The organism is Halalkalicoccus jeotgali B3 (genome assembly GCF_000196895.1).
In the GTDB taxonomy this organism is placed as follows: domain Archaea; phylum Halobacteriota; class Halobacteria; order Halobacteriales; family Halalkalicoccaceae; genus Halalkalicoccus; species Halalkalicoccus jeotgali.
In genome coordinates, this window is record NC_014297.1 from 1,367,667 (window position 1) to 1,384,847 (window position 17,181).

The 17,181-nt window shown below is 67.4% G+C and carries 20 protein-coding genes; 8 read left to right on the forward strand and 12 right to left on the reverse strand.

Features of this window, described 5'->3' with window-relative positions; genetic code table 11:
* Positions 1-18: 18 nt before the first annotated feature.
* Positions 19-240: a hypothetical protein gene (locus HACJB3_RS07045; protein WP_008415156.1), complete on the forward strand. Its 222-nt coding sequence runs from the start codon at positions 19-21 to the stop codon at positions 238-240.
* Here HACJB3_RS07045 and HACJB3_RS07050 read toward each other — a convergent pair.
* A complete protein-coding gene (locus HACJB3_RS07050; RefSeq protein WP_008415157.1) occupies positions 237-1,697 on the reverse strand; it encodes an RtcB family protein in 1,461 nt (486 codons plus the stop codon). The genes HACJB3_RS07045 and HACJB3_RS07050 overlap by 4 nt on opposite strands.
* Before the next feature lie 44 nt (positions 1,698-1,741).
* The gene (locus HACJB3_RS07055; RefSeq protein ID WP_008415158.1) at positions 1,742-2,329 is read right to left on the reverse strand and encodes a hypothetical protein; all 588 of its coding nucleotides are present in this window, start codon (positions 2,327-2,329) and stop codon (positions 1,742-1,744) included.
* A 90-nt stretch (positions 2,330-2,419) separates the two neighbouring features.
* Between HACJB3_RS07055 and HACJB3_RS07060 the strand changes: the two genes are divergently transcribed.
* Complete coding sequence (locus HACJB3_RS07060) at positions 2,420-3,652, forward strand: cation:proton antiporter (RefSeq protein ID WP_013199442.1); 1,233 nt, start codon at positions 2,420-2,422, stop codon at positions 3,650-3,652.
* Here the strand turns inward: HACJB3_RS07060 and HACJB3_RS07065 are convergent.
* The gene (locus HACJB3_RS07065) at positions 3,649-4,062 is read right to left on the reverse strand and encodes an archease (protein ID WP_008415160.1); all 414 of its coding nucleotides are present in this window, start codon (positions 4,060-4,062) and stop codon (positions 3,649-3,651) included. The genes HACJB3_RS07060 and HACJB3_RS07065 overlap by 4 nt on opposite strands.
* An 81-nt stretch (positions 4,063-4,143) precedes the next feature.
* On the opposite strand from HACJB3_RS07065, the gene HACJB3_RS07070 reads away from it, so the two are divergent.
* From HACJB3_RS07070 to HACJB3_RS07085, 4 genes are all read left to right on the forward strand, one after another.
* Positions 4,144-4,620, forward strand: a complete 477-nt coding sequence (locus tag HACJB3_RS07070) for a GNAT family N-acetyltransferase (RefSeq protein ID WP_008415161.1) — start codon at positions 4,144-4,146, stop codon at positions 4,618-4,620.
* 33 nt (positions 4,621-4,653) lie between these two features.
* Positions 4,654-5,835, forward strand: a complete 1,182-nt coding sequence (gene priS / locus HACJB3_RS07075) for a DNA primase small subunit PriS (protein WP_008415163.1) — start codon at positions 4,654-4,656, stop codon at positions 5,833-5,835.
* A 149-nt stretch (positions 5,836-5,984) separates the two neighbouring features.
* On the forward strand, positions 5,985-6,821 hold the full coding sequence (locus HACJB3_RS07080) for a DNA replication complex subunit Gins51 (RefSeq protein ID WP_008415164.1): 837 nt from the start codon (positions 5,985-5,987) through the stop codon (positions 6,819-6,821).
* A 62-nt stretch (positions 6,822-6,883) separates the two neighbouring features.
* Entirely contained in the window at positions 6,884-8,488 is a 1,605-nt protein-coding gene (locus HACJB3_RS07085; protein ID WP_008415166.1) for a hypothetical protein, read from the forward strand.
* A 15-nt stretch (positions 8,489-8,503) separates the two neighbouring features.
* Here HACJB3_RS07085 and HACJB3_RS07090 read toward each other — a convergent pair whose 3' ends face one another.
* Together HACJB3_RS07090 and HACJB3_RS07095 are read right to left on the reverse strand one after the other, a co-directional pair.
* A complete protein-coding gene (locus HACJB3_RS07090) occupies positions 8,504-10,777 on the reverse strand; it encodes a CDC48 family AAA ATPase (RefSeq protein ID WP_008415167.1) in 2,274 nt (757 codons plus the stop codon).
* A complete protein-coding gene (locus HACJB3_RS07095; protein ID WP_008415168.1) occupies positions 10,774-11,022 on the reverse strand; it encodes an Hsp20/alpha crystallin family protein in 249 nt (82 codons plus the stop codon). The genes HACJB3_RS07090 and HACJB3_RS07095 overlap by 4 nt, the downstream gene beginning before the upstream one ends.
* Positions 11,023-11,163: 141 nt before the next feature.
* On the opposite strand from HACJB3_RS07095, the gene HACJB3_RS07100 reads away from it, so the two are divergent.
* The gene (locus tag HACJB3_RS07100) at positions 11,164-11,940 is read left to right on the forward strand and encodes an alpha/beta fold hydrolase (RefSeq protein ID WP_008415170.1); all 777 of its coding nucleotides are present in this window, start codon (positions 11,164-11,166) and stop codon (positions 11,938-11,940) included.
* Here the strand turns inward: HACJB3_RS07100 and panB are convergent.
* Positions 11,934-12,740 (reverse strand): 3-methyl-2-oxobutanoate hydroxymethyltransferase, encoded by an 807-nt coding sequence (panB, locus tag HACJB3_RS07105; protein ID WP_008415171.1) that lies wholly within the window; start codon positions 12,738-12,740, stop codon positions 11,934-11,936. The genes HACJB3_RS07100 and panB overlap by 7 nt on opposite strands.
* An 89-nt stretch (positions 12,741-12,829) precedes the next feature.
* Between panB and HACJB3_RS07110 the strand changes: the two genes are divergently transcribed.
* Positions 12,830-13,060, forward strand: a complete 231-nt coding sequence (locus HACJB3_RS07110) for a DUF5822 domain-containing protein (RefSeq protein WP_013199443.1) — start codon at positions 12,830-12,832, stop codon at positions 13,058-13,060.
* On the opposite strand, the gene HACJB3_RS07115 is transcribed toward HACJB3_RS07110, so the two are convergent.
* The 6 genes from HACJB3_RS07115 to hisC all read right to left on the reverse strand — a co-directional run bounded on the left by HACJB3_RS07115 (position 13,061) and on the right by hisC (position 17,160).
* On the reverse strand, positions 13,061-13,612 hold the full coding sequence (locus HACJB3_RS07115; RefSeq protein WP_008415173.1) for an HAD family hydrolase: 552 nt from the start codon (positions 13,610-13,612) through the stop codon (positions 13,061-13,063).
* 107 nt (positions 13,613-13,719) lie between these two features.
* On the reverse strand, positions 13,720-14,364 hold the full coding sequence (gene tpiA / locus HACJB3_RS07120) for a triose-phosphate isomerase (protein ID WP_008415174.1): 645 nt from the start codon (positions 14,362-14,364) through the stop codon (positions 13,720-13,722).
* A 44-nt stretch (positions 14,365-14,408) separates the two neighbouring features.
* A complete protein-coding gene (locus HACJB3_RS18750) occupies positions 14,409-14,948 on the reverse strand; it encodes a multiprotein bridging factor aMBF1 (protein ID WP_049946389.1) in 540 nt (179 codons plus the stop codon).
* A gap of 42 nt (positions 14,949-14,990) precedes the next feature.
* Positions 14,991-15,599 (reverse strand): CDP-alcohol phosphatidyltransferase family protein, encoded by a 609-nt coding sequence (locus tag HACJB3_RS07135; RefSeq protein WP_008415177.1) that lies wholly within the window; start codon positions 15,597-15,599, stop codon positions 14,991-14,993.
* Entirely contained in the window at positions 15,596-16,084 is a 489-nt protein-coding gene (locus HACJB3_RS07140) for an adenylate kinase family protein (protein ID WP_008415178.1), read from the reverse strand. The genes HACJB3_RS07135 and HACJB3_RS07140 overlap by 4 nt, the downstream gene beginning before the upstream one ends.
* Positions 16,081-17,160 carry a histidinol-phosphate transaminase gene (gene hisC, locus HACJB3_RS07145; RefSeq protein ID WP_008415180.1) on the reverse strand — a complete coding sequence of 360 codons (1,080 nt, stop codon included), beginning with the start codon at positions 17,158-17,160 and terminating at the stop codon, positions 16,081-16,083. Before hisC ends, HACJB3_RS07140 begins: the two co-directional genes overlap by 4 nt.
* Positions 17,161-17,181: the final 21 nt, after the last annotated feature.

The following is a 17,181-nucleotide window of genomic DNA, read 5'->3' on the forward strand; positions in this document are numbered from 1 at the left end:
TGGGAGCATAGGGTGAGTATGAACGATCGGATCCTCGAGGACCAGCACGAACTCGTCGAGCTGCTGGAGGCCGCCGGCTGGGACGTGACCGACGCCGAACTCTCAGTCTACGAGAGCCCGTGGGAGAACGAGGAGGTACCCGAAGCATCGGTCACACTCAGCGCGCGAAAGCGCTACCCCGAGGAGGAGGGGGACGACGGGGACGATGGCGACGACGAGAGCCCCTACCGGATCTCCTAACCCTTGATGTTACAGACCGGAAACGTGCGCGCGACCCGGTCGCCGATCCCCAGTGCGTCCGAAACGCGAACCACCTCGTCGACGTCCTTGTAAACGCCCGGGGCCTCCTCGGCGACGGTCGCGCCGCTCTGGGCTTTGACGTAGATGCGGTCCTGGTCCTGCAGGTCGTCGCGTACGTCCTCGCCCCAGAACTCGTTTTTCGCCTGCGTCCGGCTCATCACCCGGCCCGCGCCGTGGGCCGTCGAGCCGAACGTTTCCGCCATCGACTCGCTGCCCCCCCGCAGCACGTAGCTGCCCGCGCCCATGCTCCCGGGGATGATGACCGGCTGGCCGACCTCGCGGTAGGCGGCGGGCACCTCGGGGTGGCCCGCCGGGAACGCCCGGGTCGCGCCCTTGCGGTGGACGTACAGTTCGCGCTCCTCGCCGTCCACCTCGTGGACCTCCTTTTTCGCGATGTTGTGGGCGACGTCGTAGAGCAGTTCCATGCCCATCTCCTCGTGGTCCCGTCCGAACACCCGCTCGAAGACCGCCCTCGTTCTGTGGGTGATCAGCTGGCGGTTTACCCACGCGAAGTTGATCGCCGCACACATCGCGCCGTAGTACTCCTCGGCCAGTTCGGAACCGGCGGGCGCGGCCGCAAGCTCCTTATCGGGGAGCTCCGCGAGCAGGTCGCCGTGGCGTTTCTCGATCTTCCGGAGGTAGTCCGTACAGACTTGGTGGCCGAGTCCCCGCGACCCACAGTGGATCAGGACGACGATCCGGTCCTCAGCTAGTCCGTAGGCCTCGGCGACGTCCTCGCGGAACACGTCGGTGACGCGCTGGACCTCGAGGAAGTGGTTTCCCGAGCCGAGCGAGCCGATCTGGTTCTTCCCTCTGTCCTTTGCTTTCTGGCTCACCGCTGCCGGATCGCTGTCCTCTCGTACGCCCTCGTCCTCGCAGTGATCGAGATCAGCGGGCACGGCATACCCCTCTTCGAGGGCCCACTCCATGCCCCGGTCGAGGATCGCCTCGACGGTGTCGATCCCGCTTTCCACGACGCCGCCCCCGCCTAACCCCGAGGGAACGTTCGCAAAGAGGGCGTCGACGAGTTCCTCCTCGCGGCCCGCCACGTCATCGTAGGTGAGGTTCGTCCGCACCATCCGCACGCCGCAGTTGATGTCGTATCCCACGCCGCCCGGCGAGATACAGCCCTCCTCGGCGTCGAGCCCGGCGACGCCGCCGACCGGAAACCCGTATCCCTGATGGCCGTCGGGCATACACAGCGCGTGCTCGCTGATCCCCGGCAGGTGGGCGGTGTTTTTCAGCTGCTGGAGGGTCTTGTCGTCGCTGATCTGCTCTAAGAGCGCCTCGCTCGCGAGGACGCGGGCGGGCACGCGCATCCCGTCCTCTCGGGGGATCTCCCAGACGTACTCACGCACCTTCTCGAGCGTGATCCCGTCGGCGTCGAACGTGGTCATACCCGACACTCGACCACGCGGTGGGGAATACGTTTCGACGCGGCTCACTCCTCGGTGGCCGACCCGATCCCCGCCGGCGAGTGCCGGGATTCGACGGTCCCGGCGACGCGCTCGCCGTACTCCGTCGCGCTTGCTGTACCTTGGTGATACTCGAGCGCCCACGAAGTTTCGACCTCGGCGGCGCCGAAGACGGTCGACCCGCCGTCGAGGATCGTCACATCGAGGAACGCCGCCTCGTAGCCCGCCCCCACGATCGCGGCGTACGCGCCCGCGATGGGGCCGAGGTCCTGAAAGACTCCGCCGTCGCCCAGACCGGTCGCGACGTACTCGACGGTGAGGGCCCCCCGTTCGCGCTCGACGGTCTCGACGGCGACGCCGTGCTCCGAGAGGGTCTCCTCGAACTCCGTCTCGTCCTCGATGTCGCGCTCTGCGAGCGCCTCGATCCCCGCGACGAGTACGTCAGAGCGCTTCGTGACCGGCAGCGCGGGGACGTACTCGCCGGTCGGCCACTCCCGGTTGGGCGGGAACTGTTCACCGACCTCGGCGACACAGCCCGAGAGGCCACCGAGGGCCACGAGCCCGCCGGCGCCGCGGGCGAGCAGCGCCCGGCGCGAACACGAGGGGTCGTCCATGGGCCCCCTACGAACGCTCGGGGTATGGATCTACGGCCGGCATTGGCGTGCAGGCTCAACCGTTTTGACGCCCGTGTCTGTACGTCCGCCATGGCGATCGAACTGTACGACGTCGCGCTGGTAGTGATCGGGATCGCGCTGCTCGGGGTCGCCGTCCTGCCGCTGGTGGTCTCCGAGCGACCGATCTCGCTGCCGATCTTCTTCGTCGCCTTCGGCGCACTCGTCTTCTGGCTGCCGGTCGCACCCGCACCCGACCCCCTCGAACAGGGTCTTCTCACCGAGCACTTCGCCGAACTGGGGGTGGTCCTCGCGCTGATGGGTCTCGGGCTGAAGATCGACCGCCCGCCGAGTCTGCGGGGGTGGGTCTCGACGTGGCGCCTGCTCGCGATCACGATGCCCCTGTCGATCGCCGGGGCCGCCCTGCTGGGCTGGTGGCTCGTCGGCCTGCTTGCCCCCACGGCGATCCTACTGGGTGCGGCGATCGCGCCGACCGACCCCGTGCTCGCGGGCGAGGTCCAGGTCGAAGAACCCGGCGAGGGTCATACGAGCGAGGAGGGCTCGGAACCCCGCTTTGCGCTCTCCTCGGAGGCCGGCCTCAACGACGGGCTTGCCTTTCCCTTTACGAACCTCGCGATCGCGATCGCGCTCGTCGGTCTCGCGCCGGGTAACTGGCTCGGCGAGTGGCTCCTCGTTGCGGTGGTCTACAGGACCGTCGTGGGTACCCTCGCCGGAATCGTTTTCGGGGCGATACTCGCCCGGCTGGTCTTCGCGGCCGTCCCCGAGACGCGGATCGCCCAGTCGGTCCGTGGGCTGGAGGCGATCGCCGGAACGCTCGTCGTCTACGGGCTGACCGAGATCATCGGTGGATACGGCTTCATCGCGGTGTTCGTCGCCGCGCTCACGATCCGCCACTACGAGCGCGACCACGAGTACAACGAGTCGCTCCACCGGATCTCCGAACTCGCAGAACAGATGCTGATGGCGCTGATAATGGTGTTCTTCGGCGGCGCGCTCGTCGGGGGTCTGCTCGACCCGCTCACGACCGAGGGGTTGATCGTGGCGCTCGCGACCGTCTTTCTCGTCCGGCCGCTTGCGGGGATCGTCGGCCTCGCCGGGTCCGGCCTCGCGTGGGCCGACCGGGGTGCGATCGCCTTCTTCGGCGTGCGGGGGATCGGTTCGTTCTACTATCTGGCCCACGGGCTGAACGAGGCGGCTTTCGCCGACGCCGATCTGCTGTGGGCGATCGTCGGTGCCATCGTCCTCGTCTCGGTCCTCGTCCACGGCGTCAGCGCCTCGCCGATCATGAATCGCCTCCACTCCTAAACGTCCAGAACGACGTAGGCCTCCCAACCGTTCTCGACCTCCTCGATGCGCATCTCGGAGTAGGTGACGGCTTTCACCTCGCGGGCCTCGACCGCTTCGAGGGGCACCCCGCGCGAACTCGCGTCGAGTCGCCACTCCTCGCCGGGGTCGATTGTGATCCTGTTGTCGACCGGGAGGACGAGTCGAACGTCGCGTTCGTAGATGAGCTGATCGAGATAGTCGAACAGCAGCGCCTCGCGACTTTCCGCGATCAGCGAAAACGAGAAGCGCTCGCCGTCGGCGGGAATCGAATCGCACTGGGCGGCTGCGAGTCCATCCCCGAGCGCGCCGAAGACCGAATCGAGGGTCGGGCCCGAAGCCCCGATCCCCACGTCGGCCGTGTGCTCGCGGAGGTCGAACGTCGCGTCCATACCGTGTGTGGGGTAGTGCAGCGCCTAAAGGCGTCGTTAGGGGCGGTGAACTTATAGTGAGGTCGGTACTATACAAGGAGAGTGAGCGTCAACGTCGATCTGCAGGTCGTCGGACCGGGCGACGACACACACGTCGAGACCGCATGGCGGCTGAAGGAGGACATCCGGCTCCGGGAGGGCGTTCTCAAACAGCGCCGCGGCTTTTTCACCGACGCCTATCGTCGGTCGACGGTCCATCTCCTCTTTCTGGACGATCGCCTCGTCGGTTTCGCGGCGACCCGTCGGGACGGCTACCTGCTCTTTCTGGCCGTCGACCCCGAGTACCGCGGACAGGGCTTTGGCGAGCGGCTGGTCGATCTCGTCGCCGAGGACCACCGCGCCGTGACCTGTCACGCCCGCACGACCAACGAGGAGGCGCTTTCCTTCTACGACCATCTCGGCTTCGAGATCGTCCGGCGGATCGACAACTACTATGAGGACGCGGGGGACTCCTTTTATCTCAAGCGCGGGAATACCGATGGGATCGCCGGACGACTCTCGGCGTATCTCCATCGCTAGCCCTATATCGACGGGACCGAGAGTCACTCGGGTATGGAGGAGCGAACGTGCGCGTATCTCCGGGGGCGCTTTGGCGACCACTATCGCCGAGCGACGGTGAGTCCGCCGCCCGGAGCCGGCGAACGCGAGTGGGGGTACATTCCGTGGCGCACGGGCGGGACGACGATGATCCGCCATCGCTCCCTGCTCGACCTCGGCGACATCGACGACTTCCTCGCGCGCGAACGCCCGCGACACGTCTACTTCTCGGCGGGACGGTACGACGATCCGGGGGCGGGCTCGATGGGCGAGAAGGACTGGCGTGGCTCGGATCTGATCTTCGATCTGGACGCCGACCACCTGCCCGGCGTCGTTCCGAGCGAGGACTCCTACGGGGAGATGCTCGCCGACTGCAAGGAGGCGCTGTTCAAGTTGCTTTCCTTTCTCGATGCGGACTTCGGGTTCGAGGAACTGACGGTCGTCTTCTCGGGCGGACGGGGCTATCACGTCCACGTCCGGGACCCAGGCGTCCAGGACCTCGAACGCGACAGCCGGCGCGAGATAGTCGATTACGTCCGGGGGATCGGGCTGGATTTCGAGGAGCTGATCGTCCGTGAAACGGTCGCGGGCCTCGGGCGGCGAACCCCTGCCGAAAAACGCACCCTCGATACCCGCGGCGGGTGGTCAAAACGGGCCCACGAACACGTCCTCGATCTCGTCACCGAACTCGTCGAACTGGCCGACACAAACGAGGAGACCGCCATCGACCGGCTCCGCGAGTTCGAGGGGATCGGCGAAGGGAAGGCCAGAGCCGCGCTGACGGCGATGACCGAGAACCGCGCCGAAATCGAAGCCGGGAACGTCGACGTTCATCCGGCCTTTTTCAGCCTCGCCCGGCAGATCGCCGCCGAGAGCGTCACCCGGGACAACGCGCCCATCGACGAACCGGTCACGACCGACACCAACCGTCTCATTCGCCTCCCCGGAAGCTTACACGGGGGCAGCGGGCTCGCGGTCAAACGCTTGGACCGCGAGGAACTCGACGACTTTGCCCCGTTGATCGACGCGGTCCCGGGGACGTTTCGGAACCACGAGATAACCGTCGAACTCTCCGAGTCCCGTCGAGTGGAGTTAGGCGGGCTCGACCGCTCGCTTGCGCCCGGAACGCACACCCTACCCGAGTACGCGGGGATCTTCCTGATGGCGCGCGGGTGGGCTGAGAAGAGCCGCGAGTGAAACAGTTAAGAGGATCGGGAATGACAGTCGGGGATATGCACTTACTGTCGGACGCAAACCATTGTGCGAGTTCGCCGAACCGTTGTGGCGAACTCGCACAATCAGTTGCAGCCGATAGTAACTGGTTCGTCGAGGAGGTGTGCCGGTAGGTGGATCTCGGCGAACTCCAGTCGGTCAAGGACACCGAGCGGGGCAAGGACAGCCTCCAGCACCTCCCCGATTCCTTCTACACCGATGTCGCGGATCACATCGCGTCGCTGAAAGACGAGCGAAGCGCACGCGCGAACGAGGCCGACGACCCCTTCGGCGACCCCGAGGTCCAGCGCCTGACCGGCGAGATCGACTCGACCGAGCAGGTGGTCACCTCGATTTACGAGCGCCGAGTGGGGAAACTCGTCAAACTCGCGAGCTTCGCCGCCGCCGACATGCCCGCCGACGAGGAGGGACTCACGAGCGAGGAGCGCGAACTGTTCTCGGACCTCGTCGCTCGGATCAAGGAAAACCGCGGGCACGTCCTTGACGTACTGGCCGGCGAGACCGACCCCGACCCCGTCGAACCGGCCGACGGATCGCCCGAATCGACGCCCGATTCGCCCGACCAGCCCGATCCGACCGAGGAGCCGTCGGAACCGACCGACATGGGGTCCGAACCCGACTCGACGGTCACCGCCGCCGACCTCATGGGCGACGGCTCGGAACCCGAGAGCGTGCCCGCGAGCGCTGGCGCGATGACGGACGAACCCGACACGGACGACGTGGCCGGTCCTGCCGGGCCATCCGACCTACCCGAACCGTCCGAACCGGACCGCGCGGACGATGACGACGGGCGGGTCGAGCGGACCACCCTCCGGATCACCCGCGACGTCGGCGAGATCGTCGGGGTCGACGACCGCGAGTACGAACTGGCGACCGACGACATCGTCACCCTCCCCGAGGTTAACGCCGGCGCGCTCCTCGAACGCGAGGCCGCCGAACGCCTCGACTAGGAGGATTCGTTCAGCCGCTACTGATCGGATACTTGATTAGTACCGGCTCTCGATATCGGAGTATGGCTCTCCGACGGGAGTTGCACCACGCCCACCGGATCGCCCGCGTCGAACTCCGCCGCGGCTGGCGCTCGGCGGTCGACCGGTGGACGCTCGTCGGCGTCGGGCTCGGCGTGTGTCTGTTCGCCGGCTGGACGCTGTTTCTCGGCGCGATCAGCTACGTTCTCGGGTCGGTTGCGGGGGGCGAGGCGCTTTCGATCACCGATTCGACGGGCGGGCAGCTGGTCGGCTGGGTGTTGTTTCTCGCCGGGTTGATCGCGTTTCAGGTCGTCGAGCGCCGCGCGCGAATCGACAACGAGGCGCTGCTGTTTACGACCGTTCCCGCACGGGCCGTGCTTCTCGGGCTCCTCGGTACGGAACTGGCCCGCGAGTCGCTGCTGTTCGGACCGTTCGTTCTCGTCGGCGCGACCGGCCTCGCGCTTGGGGCGGGCGCACCGACGCTGGTTCCGGTCGTCGCCCTCGTGGCGCTTCCGGTGCTCGCCCTCGTCGTGTTGTTCGGCCATACCGTTGGGATCGCGGCGAAGCTCCTGGCCGAACGAATGAGTGGGTTCGGGTGGCTCCGGACGGTGCTGGGGACTGTCCTGGGCGTCCTCGTCGGGCTCGGGCCCGTGGTGTTCTTCGGCGGGGCCGACTGGCTCGGCCTCTCGATCGACGTCGGTTCGCTGCTCGCGGTCGTCCCCGTGGCGGCCTACGTCGACCTGCTGGCGATCGGAACGCCCCTGCAAGCCTCGTTCGGCCCCGACACGGTCGTGGCGGTGGCTCTCGTCCTCGGTGCGATCCCCGCCCTGTTCGTCCTCGATTGTCGGCTCGCGCTGGCGCTCTGGTTCGGCGAGTCCGAAGGGAGTACTGCAGTCCACCGGCGTGCCCGTACGCCGCCGGCGTGGCTCGAACGTGGCTCGACCGGCTGGCTCGTCTGGTGGTACTGGGTACGGGGACTGCGTGCGCCCGCCCGCTTCTCGCACCTGCTGTACTACACGTTTCCCCTGTTCTGGCTCGTCTTCGACGCGATTCGAGACCCCTCGACGCTCCCCGTGGCGGTTTCGACGGTGCTCGCGGTGCTGGGCGTAGCGTTCGCCGGTGCGACGTTCGGACTGAACCCTCTGGGCGACGAGCGCCGGGCGCTGCCGGCGGTGCTCACGACGCCGTCCGGGGAACGGTTCGTCCGCGCTCGCGTCCTTGCGGGCCTGCCCTGGACCGCCCTCGCGATCGCGGGCGTCGCCATCGCGGGCGCCATCGGTCGGTTCGATCCGGTGACGACGCTGTTGCTCGGGCTCGTCGTCCTCGCACTCTGTGTCCTGAGTGCGACCATCGCGCCCGTCGTCGGGATCGCACTCCCCCGCTTCGAACCGATCGCCGCGACGAACACCGAGGCGATCACGCCCAGCTTCGGCGCCGTTCTCGCCCATCTGGTCGCCGTCGGAACGGCCGGTACCGTCGGCCTCCTCGCCGTCTTCGGTCCACTGATCCTCGGTACGCTCTCGGGATCGGCGCCCTCGCTTGCGACAAGAGTGGGGCTCGTCTGTGGCGTCACGCTCGTCGTTCTCGGGACGAGCTACGTGGCGTATCGCCGTGCCGCGGGTCGTTTCGGGACGACGAGGATCGCCTAAAAGATGGGCGCCGGCTTACTGGAAGGTCCGGCTGACGTTGTCCTCCTCGAGTTCGGCGCTGCCACGGTCGAAGCGCTCTTCGATCTCGGCGTAGCGCTCGCGGGTCTCGGGGGTGACGCTCGGGTTGACCTCCTCTAAGGCCTGCTCGAAGTGCTCGCGGCTCACCCGGACGTTGCCGACGCTGTCGGCGGCCTCCTCGGGGCCGACACTGTTGATGAACTCCCGCGTGGCTGCCATCGAGGCCTCCCGGCAGACCGCCTCGATGTCCGCGCCGACGTAGCCCTCGGTTTCCTCGGCCAGCTCGTCGAGGTCCACGTCGTCCGCGAGGGGTTTCTCGCGGGTGTGGACCGTGAAGATCGCTTTTCGAGCCGCCTCGTCGGGCACCGGCACGTGGACGTGACGGTCGAGTCGACCGGGGCGAAGCAGTGCCGAGTCGATCAGGTCCGGGCGGTTCGTCGTCGCGATCACGACGACGTCCTCCAGTTCCTCGAGCCCGTCGAGTTCGGTCAGCAGTTGCGAGACCATCCGCTCGCCGACGCCGGAGTCGCCCGAGTGACGGCCCCGCTCGCCCGCGACCGAGTCGATCTCGTCGAAGAAGATCACGGTCGGGGCGTTCTCGCGGGCCTTGCTGAACACCTCGCGGACCCCCTTCTCGCTCTCGCCGACGAACTTGTTGAGCAGCTCGGGGCCCTTGATCGAGATGAAGTTCGACTCGGCCTCGTTTGCGACGGCCTTCGCGAGCAGCGTCTTGCCCGTGCCCGGCGGACCGTAGAGCAGGACGCCCTTCGCGGCGTCCAGGTCCATCGACTCGAAGACCTCGGGGTACTCCAGTGGCCACTGGATCGTCTCGCGCAGGCGCTCTTTGGTGTCCTCGAGCCCGCCGACCTGCTCCCAGGACGTGTCGGGCACCTCGACGAACACCTCACGCAGTGCGGAGGGTTCGATTCCCTTGCGAGCGCTTTTGAAGTCCGCCTCGGTCACGCGAAGCGCGTCGAGCACGTCGGCGTCGATCTCCTCGCTCTCGAGGTCGAGTTCGGGGCGGATCCGTCGCAGCGCGTTCATCGCTGCCTCGCGGGCCAGGGTCGCGATATCCGCGCCGACGAACCCGTGGGTGTTCTCGGCGTAGCGCTCGAGGTCGATCCCCTCCGCAAGCGGCATCCCCCGGGTGTGGACCTGCAGGATCTCGCGGCGTCCTTCCTTGTCGGGGACGCCGATCTCGATCTCGCGGTCGAAGCGCCCGCCGCGGCGCAGTGCGGGGTCGATGGCGTCGACCCTGTTGGTAGCGCCGATGACGATGACCTGCCCGCGCTCTTCGAGCCCGTCCATCAGACTCAACAGTTGAGCCACGACGCGCCGCTCGACGTCGCCGCTGGTCTCGCCGCGCTTTGGCGCGATGGAGTCGAGCTCGTCGATGAAAACGATCGCGGGAGCGTTCTCCTCCGCTTCCTCGAACATCTCGCGCAGTTGCTCCTCGCTCTCGCCGTAGTACTTCGACATGATCTCCGGGCCGGAGATGGTGTGGAAGCTCGCGTCGATCTCGTTGGCGACGGCTTTCGCCATCAGTGTCTTACCGGTGCCGGGCGGGCCGTGCAGCAACACGCCCTTGGGCGGCTCGATACCCAGTTGCTGGAACAGCTCGGGGTGGCGCATCGGCAGCTCGATCATTTCCCGTACTTGTTCGAGCTCGCGGTCCAGTCCGCCGATGTCCTCGTAGGTGATGTTCGGCGAACCGCCCTGACCGCCTCCGGCGATCCCCTCGTGGATCTGCTCGGCGGGTTTTTCGCTGATCGTGATCTCCGTGCCGTCGGTGACGACGACCGTCCCCGACGGGGTGGTGTCGGCGATCTTCAGTGGGATCTCCCGACCACCGCCGGACATCGGCCCGATCCCGAAGCCCACGCGAACAGTCTGGCCCTGCGTGATCGCCTGTCCACTCAGGCGATCACGAACCAGCGGGCCGATGTTACCCTGAATACGGAGGTTCTGGGGCGTCGCGATGGTGATCTCGGTTGCGGGGTTGACCTCGGCCTTCTCGACGGTCGCGCGGTCGTCGATGCCGACGTTTGCCTCCTGTCGGAGCCGGCCATCGATACGGATCACACCCCGGCCGTCGTCTTCTGGATAGCCCGGCCAGACGCGCGCAACGGCCTTCTCGCCCCCGCCGCCCGCGATGAGGATGTAGTCCCCGTTCTCGAGGTCCAGTTCCCGCATCGACGCGCGGTCGATGGCCGCGAGTCCGCGCCCCGCGTCCTTCTGTTTCAACGGTTTGATCGTGAGTTTCGCGCTCATTGCTCCACCTCGATGGTGAGAACGCCGTTTCTGATAAACGCTCGTGCCTCCTCACCCGGAAGGTCGAACTCCTCCTGGTGCTCTCCGTCGGAGGTTTCCGTGATCACGATCGCGGTGTCGCCGACCACGTCGACGGTCGACTCACCCGCTTTGCTGCCCAGATCGACCGCGATCACGGACTCGTCGTCGTACTCGTAGCGACGGACGAACGCCTCGTTCTCGCCTGCTTTGTGTTGTGGCGTCATCGTTGTACTAACTCTACGTTAGTCACGTTGATATATAAAACCTTTCCCGGCAGTAGCACTACCGGGGGGCGATCGCCCTCGACCGGTGGTATTGTGATTCGGGGTAATGAGCTTTATCAGACGAGCGATCGAACCGATGGTATGGAGACTGTCTCACATCACGGCCGGGAGACCGCCTACGAGCACCGCGACCGTGGTGGCGGGGGACGGGGGATCCTCTGTATTCACGGCAGCGGCGGCTCGCGCGACGTCTGGAAGTCCCAGGCGAGACTGGCCGACGACCGGCCCGTGATCGCGCTCGATCTCTCGGGCCACGGCGAAAGCGGGGATATCGCCAGCGAGGCGGGCTTCAGCACGCTGTCGGCGTACGCCGACGACGTGATCGCCGTCGCGCGCGAGACCGACGCCCGGGTGCTCGTGGGCAACTCGCTGGGGGGTGCGGTCGCGCTTCATATCGCGCTCTACCGGGAGTTCGATCCCGAGGCGCTCGTGCTGGTCGGGACGGGAGCGAGGCTCGCGGTGCTCGAGGACCTGCTGGCGTGGCTCGCCGAGGACTTCGAGCGCGCGATCGACTTCCTCCACGAGCCCGGCCACCTCTTTTACGATGCCGACGACGCGCTCGTGGCACTCTCGCGGGGAGCGATGGACGAGTGCGGGCGGCGGGTCGTCGAACGGGATTTCAGGAGCTGTCACACCTTTGATGTCCGCGACGATCTCGACGGGATCGCGGTCCCGACGCTTGCGGTCTGTGGCGAGCACGACCGGCTCACGCCGCCCGCCTATCACGAGTACCTGGCCGAGGAGATCCCCGACGGCGAGTTCGAGACGATCCCCGAGGCTGCCCATCTGGCGATGCTCGAACGACCAGGGGCGTTCAACGAGCGGGTGTCGGCGTTCCTGACCGACCGCGATCAGTAGACGTCCTCGACTTCCTCGACCGTTTCGGCGTGTTCCTCGGCGGGGAACTCCCCGCCCTCGACGGCCTCCTTGTACGCGCCGACGGCGGATTCGATCTCGCCGCGAACGTCCCCGAACTGCTCGGAAAAGGGCGGGGTCCACTCGCCGAGCCCGATCACGTCGGTGATCACGAGCACTTGTCCGTCACAGTCGGGTCCGGCGCCGATCCCGATCGTTGGAACCGAGAGCTCCTCGGTGATCCGGGCGGCGAGGTTCGCGGGGACGTGTTCGAGCACGAGCGAGAACGCCCCGGCTTCCTCGTGGGCGACCGCGAGCTCCGCGATCTCGGTGGCGGCCTCCCGGGTCGTACCCTGTCGGCCGTAGCCGCCGAGCTGGTTCACGCGTTGTGGGGTGAGCCCGAGGTGAGCCATCACGGGGATCCCCAACTCAACGAGCCGCTCGGTCAGCTCGACGGTGTGGGGCCCGCTCTCGAGTTTGATCGCGTCCGCGCCGGCCTCCTTGATCATGCAGCCGGCGTTCTCGATGCTCTCGGCTTCCTCGACACCGAACGAGAGAAACGGCATGTCCGCGACGACCAGCGTCTCCTCGGTCGCCCGCGTGACGGCTCCGGTGCGGCTGTGGACCTCCTCGACGGTCACGGGAAGCGTCGAATCGTGACCCAACACGGCATTTCCCATGCTGTCGCCGACGAGGATCACGTCGATCCCCGCGGCCTCGATCAGCTCGGCCGTCGGGGCGTCGTAGGCGGTCAGCATCGTGATCGGCTCGTCGGCCGCGCGAATGTCCGCGACAGTCGGCATGGAGGGGATTGCCACCGCCCGACCTAAACGACCGCGGTTCGTCGGTCCGAACCCACAGGCTTACGAGCGCACCGCGCCCACCGTCGGGCGTGCCAACCCCAGTCGAGCGCCACGACCCCGAGGGAATCGATTACGGCTGGGTCATGCAGGTCACGTTCGTGCTCACGATCGTGGTCGGTGCGCCGGTCGTCGCGCTGCTGTCGATCGCTGCGGACCTGCCGACGTGGGGCGACCGACTGGAGTTCACCGTCCGAGTAGGGTCGGTCGTCTGGATCGCCATCGGCCTCACGACGTTCCTCTACGCGCGCCGACGGGTCTGATCAGACCAGCTCGCGGACGTACAGGAACCCCGTTCCGGCCCGTTCTGCTGTGATCGCGTCCCTGTCGGTATCGCCGACGAAGACGGTCCGTCCGAGGGGTGCCCCGAGGGCCTCGGCGGCCGCTTCGAGCGGCCCGGGGTCGGGTTTGGGCTTCGCCACCGAGTCCCGGCCGATCACCGCCTCGACGTGGTTCTCCAGGTCGTGTTTCTCGAGGGCGATCCGGCAGGCCTCCTCACAGTTGAGCGAGCAGACCGCCACCGGACGGTCTTCCCCGACGATCTGGTCGGCCAGCGCCAGTCGCTCCGAGCGACGGGCCCCGCCCCGTTCGTACTCGGAGATGATCTCCTCGACCTCGCCCCGCAGATCCACCTCTGAGGCGCGCTCGAGCAGATCCCAGAGCGAGCCGCTCGTGTCGACCCCCCGCTTGGCGAAGGTCGTGACCACCGCGGTCGCGACCTCGTCCCAGTCGACCGCGAGATCGACGAGCGTGCCGTCGAGGTCGTAGACGATCGCCTCCCACCCGTCGTCGATCCGGCGTGGCCCGTCGGTCATACCGGTGTGGTAGGTGACGCGGGGGAAAAATAGCTTGCCAACGAAAGGCAGTAGTGGGCGTGACAGCACGTACCGTACTCCATCGGTGACCGAATCGAAGCGCCCCCTCACAGGGGCTCGACCAGGTCCTCGAGGGCCGCTTTCGGGTCGTCGGCCTTCGCGACCCCGCTCGCGAGCAACACGCCCTCCGCACCGAGATCGGCGGCCGCGGTCAGGTCCTCGCCGGTGCTGATGCCGGCCCCACAGAGTACGTCCACCGAGTCGTCGACCGCTTCGGCCGCGGCGACCGCGTCGGTCACGATGTCGGGATCGGCCTGACTCACGGGAGTGCCCGAACCGATCAGTTCGGGCGGCTCGACGGCCACGCTGTCCGGGCCGAGCGCCGCGACGGCTTTTACCTGCTCGGGGTTGTTCGCACAGACGACCGTCTCGAGGCCGGCACGCTCGGCGGCCCCGATCCCGGCGTCGATATCGGCGAGTGTCAGGCGTTTCTCCGAGTGGTTGATCATGGTGCCACTCGCGCCCGCTGCCGCCAGCGATTCTGCGAGTGCGCTACCGGTGTGACTGCCCGTCTCGTTGCCATCGGTATGCTGGGCCCACGTCTCGACGCCCGTCCCGGCGACCGATTCTAACCGAGCGGTCTGGGGCGCGACGGCGATCCGGGTGCCCGACTCCTCGCTGACCTCGTGTGCCGCCGCCGCGATCTCGACTGGGTCACACGGGTAGGCCTTGCAGTTGACCAGAACGAACATGGCTCGACCGAGGGCGGGGTAATTAAAGAGTCTTCCCGATCAGGTCAGGAGTCCTTTCGCGTGACGACGTCACCGAGCGTATAACTGCCCGTCGAGGAGCCTCCTTCCCACTCTGTGTCCTCGGTGTCGCCCCTCTCCGACAGCGAGATTTCCAACTTGCGTTCGAGCTTCTTCTGGACCGAGTCGCTGGGCAGCATGTCGCCGCGTTCGAGCTTGCGGATCAGGCTGGCTTTCTCGTTGAGCTCGCCGGCCAAGTCCTCTTGACTGAGTCCGGCCGACTCGCGGGCCTCGCGGATCCGCTGGTCGTAATCGGTGGCGACCTCATCCATCTCGTCGAACATGTCGCGCCGGCGTCGGCTCGAACCGCCGCCCGACCCACCCGAGGTCGTCGACTCCGAGGAGCTCGACTCCGAGCGACCCGACGAGGAGGACGTCGAGTACTTCGAGGAGCTCCCCGAGGAGTCCTGGGTCTGGACCTCGGTCCCGAAATCCGCACAGGAGTCACAGACATCGAGTTCAGCGCCCTCGATCTTGACCGTCTTGGGTGTGGACGTCTCGGTGCCACACATCTCACACTGAACCATACCCGTTCTTGCGGGCGGGGGTGTATAAATGGTGCGCCACGCTCACCCAAGGGTTCCCATCGCGTGATAGAACCGCTGGAAGGCGGTGACGTGGCCGACGACCGCGAACACCACGAGCAGCCAGCCCACGAGCGTGAACCAGCCGATCGTGACCGGGAGCAAGCCGGTGAGTACCGCGACGACACCGACGAGAACGAGCCGGTCGGCCCGGCCGAGCAGTCCCCCATAGACGCGATCCAGTCCGACGGCCTGGGCCTGCGTCCCGAGATACGAGGTCATGAGCACGCCCGTGACGGCGACGAATCCGAGCGCGTACTCGCCGATCCCGGCCGCCAGCCCGGCGATAATGAGGATGTCCGCGTAGCGATCGAGCACGTGGTCGAGCAGATCGCCCGCCGTCGAGGCGACGTTCTGCCGGCGCGCGAGCGCGCCGTCGAGCAGGTCGAGCGCCCCGTTGAGCAGGACGAGCAACGCTCCGATGAGATACCAGCCGGGGGTCGCGCCGGCGAGGTAGAAGGTCCCGGCCGCGACGCCCGCGAGTGCGAACGCGAGGACGCTCACGCCGTTGGGCGATAGTCCGATCCTGTCGGCACCCTCGACGAACGGCTCAAGGGCGCGATCCGCGAGCGGGCGGTACTTATCAAGGGTCACGAGAACGTCACCTCCCCGGCACTCGGCTCTCGCTCGCCCGCGAGCACGCGCTCGATCTCGCTTGCCACCTCGTCTGGCGACCGGTCGGTCGTGTCGATCTCGTAGACGCTCTCGAGACCGTGTTCGGTGACCGCCTCCGAGAGGATCAGATCGAGTTCCTCGCTCTCCCGGTTCTCCCCGGCTTTCGCCTCGTCCTCCCCGCGCTCTCGCAGGCGGCGTTCGAGGTCGTCGGGGGCACACCGCAGGACGATCACTCGCTCGGCGGGCAGGTGGTGTGCGAGGTGGGACTCGACGATCCCCTCGCGTCCGCCGACGAACTCGCCGAGGGCGTCCAGATCGACCACGAGGCTGTCGCGCTCGGCGTCGCGCTCGGTGTAGAGCCCCTCGCGTTCGATCACGTCGTTCAGGTGGAGCACCTCCCGGTCGAGGCGCTCGGTGGCGCTCGTTTTCCCCGTTCCGGGGGTGCCGGTGACGACGGTTCTCATGTCGCCCCCCGGAGGACCTCGTTGCACTCGGTGATCGCGAGCCGGGTCTCCTCCTCGGTCCCGCAGGTGATGCGGATGCACTCGGGCAGCCCGAAGCTCGTACAGTCCCGGACGATGACTCCGCGCTCCCGGAGGCGTTTCGCGACGTCGCTCGCGTCGCCGACCTCCGCGAGCACGAAGTTGCCCGCACTCTCCCAGGTGGGGGCGTCGAGGCGCTCGCAGATGCGGTCGCGCCCGGCCTGCACGAGCGCGACCGAGCGCTCGACGTGCTCGGTATCGGACAGCGCGGCCAGCCCCGCCCGGCAGGCGATTTCGCTGGCGGCAAAGGGCGTGTTGACGCGCGCGTAGGCGTCCGCCCACGCTTCGGGAACTAGCGCGTAGCCCAAACGAAGCCCCGCAAGCCCGTAGGCCTTCGAGAACGTCCGCAACACGGCCACGTCGTCGCGTGTCTCGACCAGCGAGACGGCGCTCGGGCTCTCGGCGAACTCGCCGTAGGCCTCGTCGACGACGATCAGGGTGTCCTCCTCGGTTCGTTCGGCCAGCGTCTCGACCTCCGCGACGGGGATCTCGCTGCCGCTCGGGTTGTGCGGACTGGTGAGGTAGACGATCCGCTGGCCGTCGTAGTCGGCGAGGATCTTCCGCGCGCGCTGCTCGAAGCCCTCGGCCTTCGAGACCGGATAGGTCGTCACCTCGCCGTGGTGAAACCGGGCGCTCATCCCATAGTAGGCGAATCCCGGTTCGGGGACGAGCACGCGATCGCCCGGGTCGATGGCCGTCCGCGCGAGGTAATCGAGCGCGCCGTCGCCGCCGTTGGCGAGCCAGACCTGATTCGGATCGAGGTCCCAGCGGGCGGCGAGTTCGGCCGTGAGATCCGCGTGGGAGGCCTTCGGATAGGTGTGAACCCGATCTGCGTGTTCCCGAATGGCCTCGACGGCCGCCGGGGACGGCCCGAGGGGGTTCTCGTTGGAGGCGAGTTTCACGAGCGAGTCGGGATCGAGCCCCAACTCGCGGGCGACCTCCTCGATTCCCCGCCCGGCCTCGTAGGCGGTGTGCGAGGAGAGGTCCCGTGGATACATGGTCGCCTGAAATCGGTCGGG

Coding starts and splice junctions, on each gene's coding strand:
- priS (WP_008415163.1), top strand. CDS start 4,654: ATGGAGGAGCGAACGTGCGCGTATCTCCGGGGGCGCTTTGGCGACCAC.
- hisC (WP_008415180.1), bottom strand. CDS start 17,160: ATGTATCCACGGGACCTCTCCTCGCACACCGCCTACGAGGCCGGGCGG.
- HACJB3_RS07090 (WP_008415167.1), bottom strand. CDS start 10,777: ATGAGCGCGAAACTCACGATCAAACCGTTGAAACAGAAGGACGCGGGG.
- HACJB3_RS07050 (WP_008415157.1), bottom strand. CDS start 1,697: ATGACCACGTTCGACGCCGACGGGATCACGCTCGAGAAGGTGCGTGAG.
- HACJB3_RS07115 (WP_008415173.1), bottom strand. CDS start 13,612: ATGACCGACGGGCCACGCCGGATCGACGACGGGTGGGAGGCGATCGTC.
- HACJB3_RS18750 (WP_049946389.1), bottom strand. CDS start 14,948: ATGGTTCAGTGTGAGATGTGTGGCACCGAGACGTCCACACCCAAGACG.
- panB (WP_008415171.1), bottom strand. CDS start 12,740: ATGCCGACTGTCGCGGACATTCGCGCGGCCGACGAGCCGATCACGATG.
- tpiA (WP_008415174.1), bottom strand. CDS start 14,364: ATGTTCGTTCTGGTCAACTGCAAGGCCTACCCGTGTGACCCAGTCGAG.
- HACJB3_RS07055 (WP_008415158.1), bottom strand. CDS start 2,329: ATGGACGACCCCTCGTGTTCGCGCCGGGCGCTGCTCGCCCGCGGCGCC.
- HACJB3_RS07095 (WP_008415168.1), bottom strand. CDS start 11,022: ATGACGCCACAACACAAAGCAGGCGAGAACGAGGCGTTCGTCCGTCGC.
- HACJB3_RS07065 (WP_008415160.1), bottom strand. CDS start 4,062: ATGGACGCGACGTTCGACCTCCGCGAGCACACGGCCGACGTGGGGATC.
- HACJB3_RS07140 (WP_008415178.1), bottom strand. CDS start 16,084: ATGAGAACCGTCGTCACCGGCACCCCCGGAACGGGGAAAACGAGCGCC.
- HACJB3_RS07045 (WP_008415156.1), top strand. CDS start 19: ATGAACGATCGGATCCTCGAGGACCAGCACGAACTCGTCGAGCTGCTG.
- HACJB3_RS07060 (WP_013199442.1), top strand. CDS start 2,420: ATGGCGATCGAACTGTACGACGTCGCGCTGGTAGTGATCGGGATCGCG.
- HACJB3_RS07100 (WP_008415170.1), top strand. CDS start 11,164: ATGGAGACTGTCTCACATCACGGCCGGGAGACCGCCTACGAGCACCGC.
- HACJB3_RS07085 (WP_008415166.1), top strand. CDS start 6,884: ATGGCTCTCCGACGGGAGTTGCACCACGCCCACCGGATCGCCCGCGTC.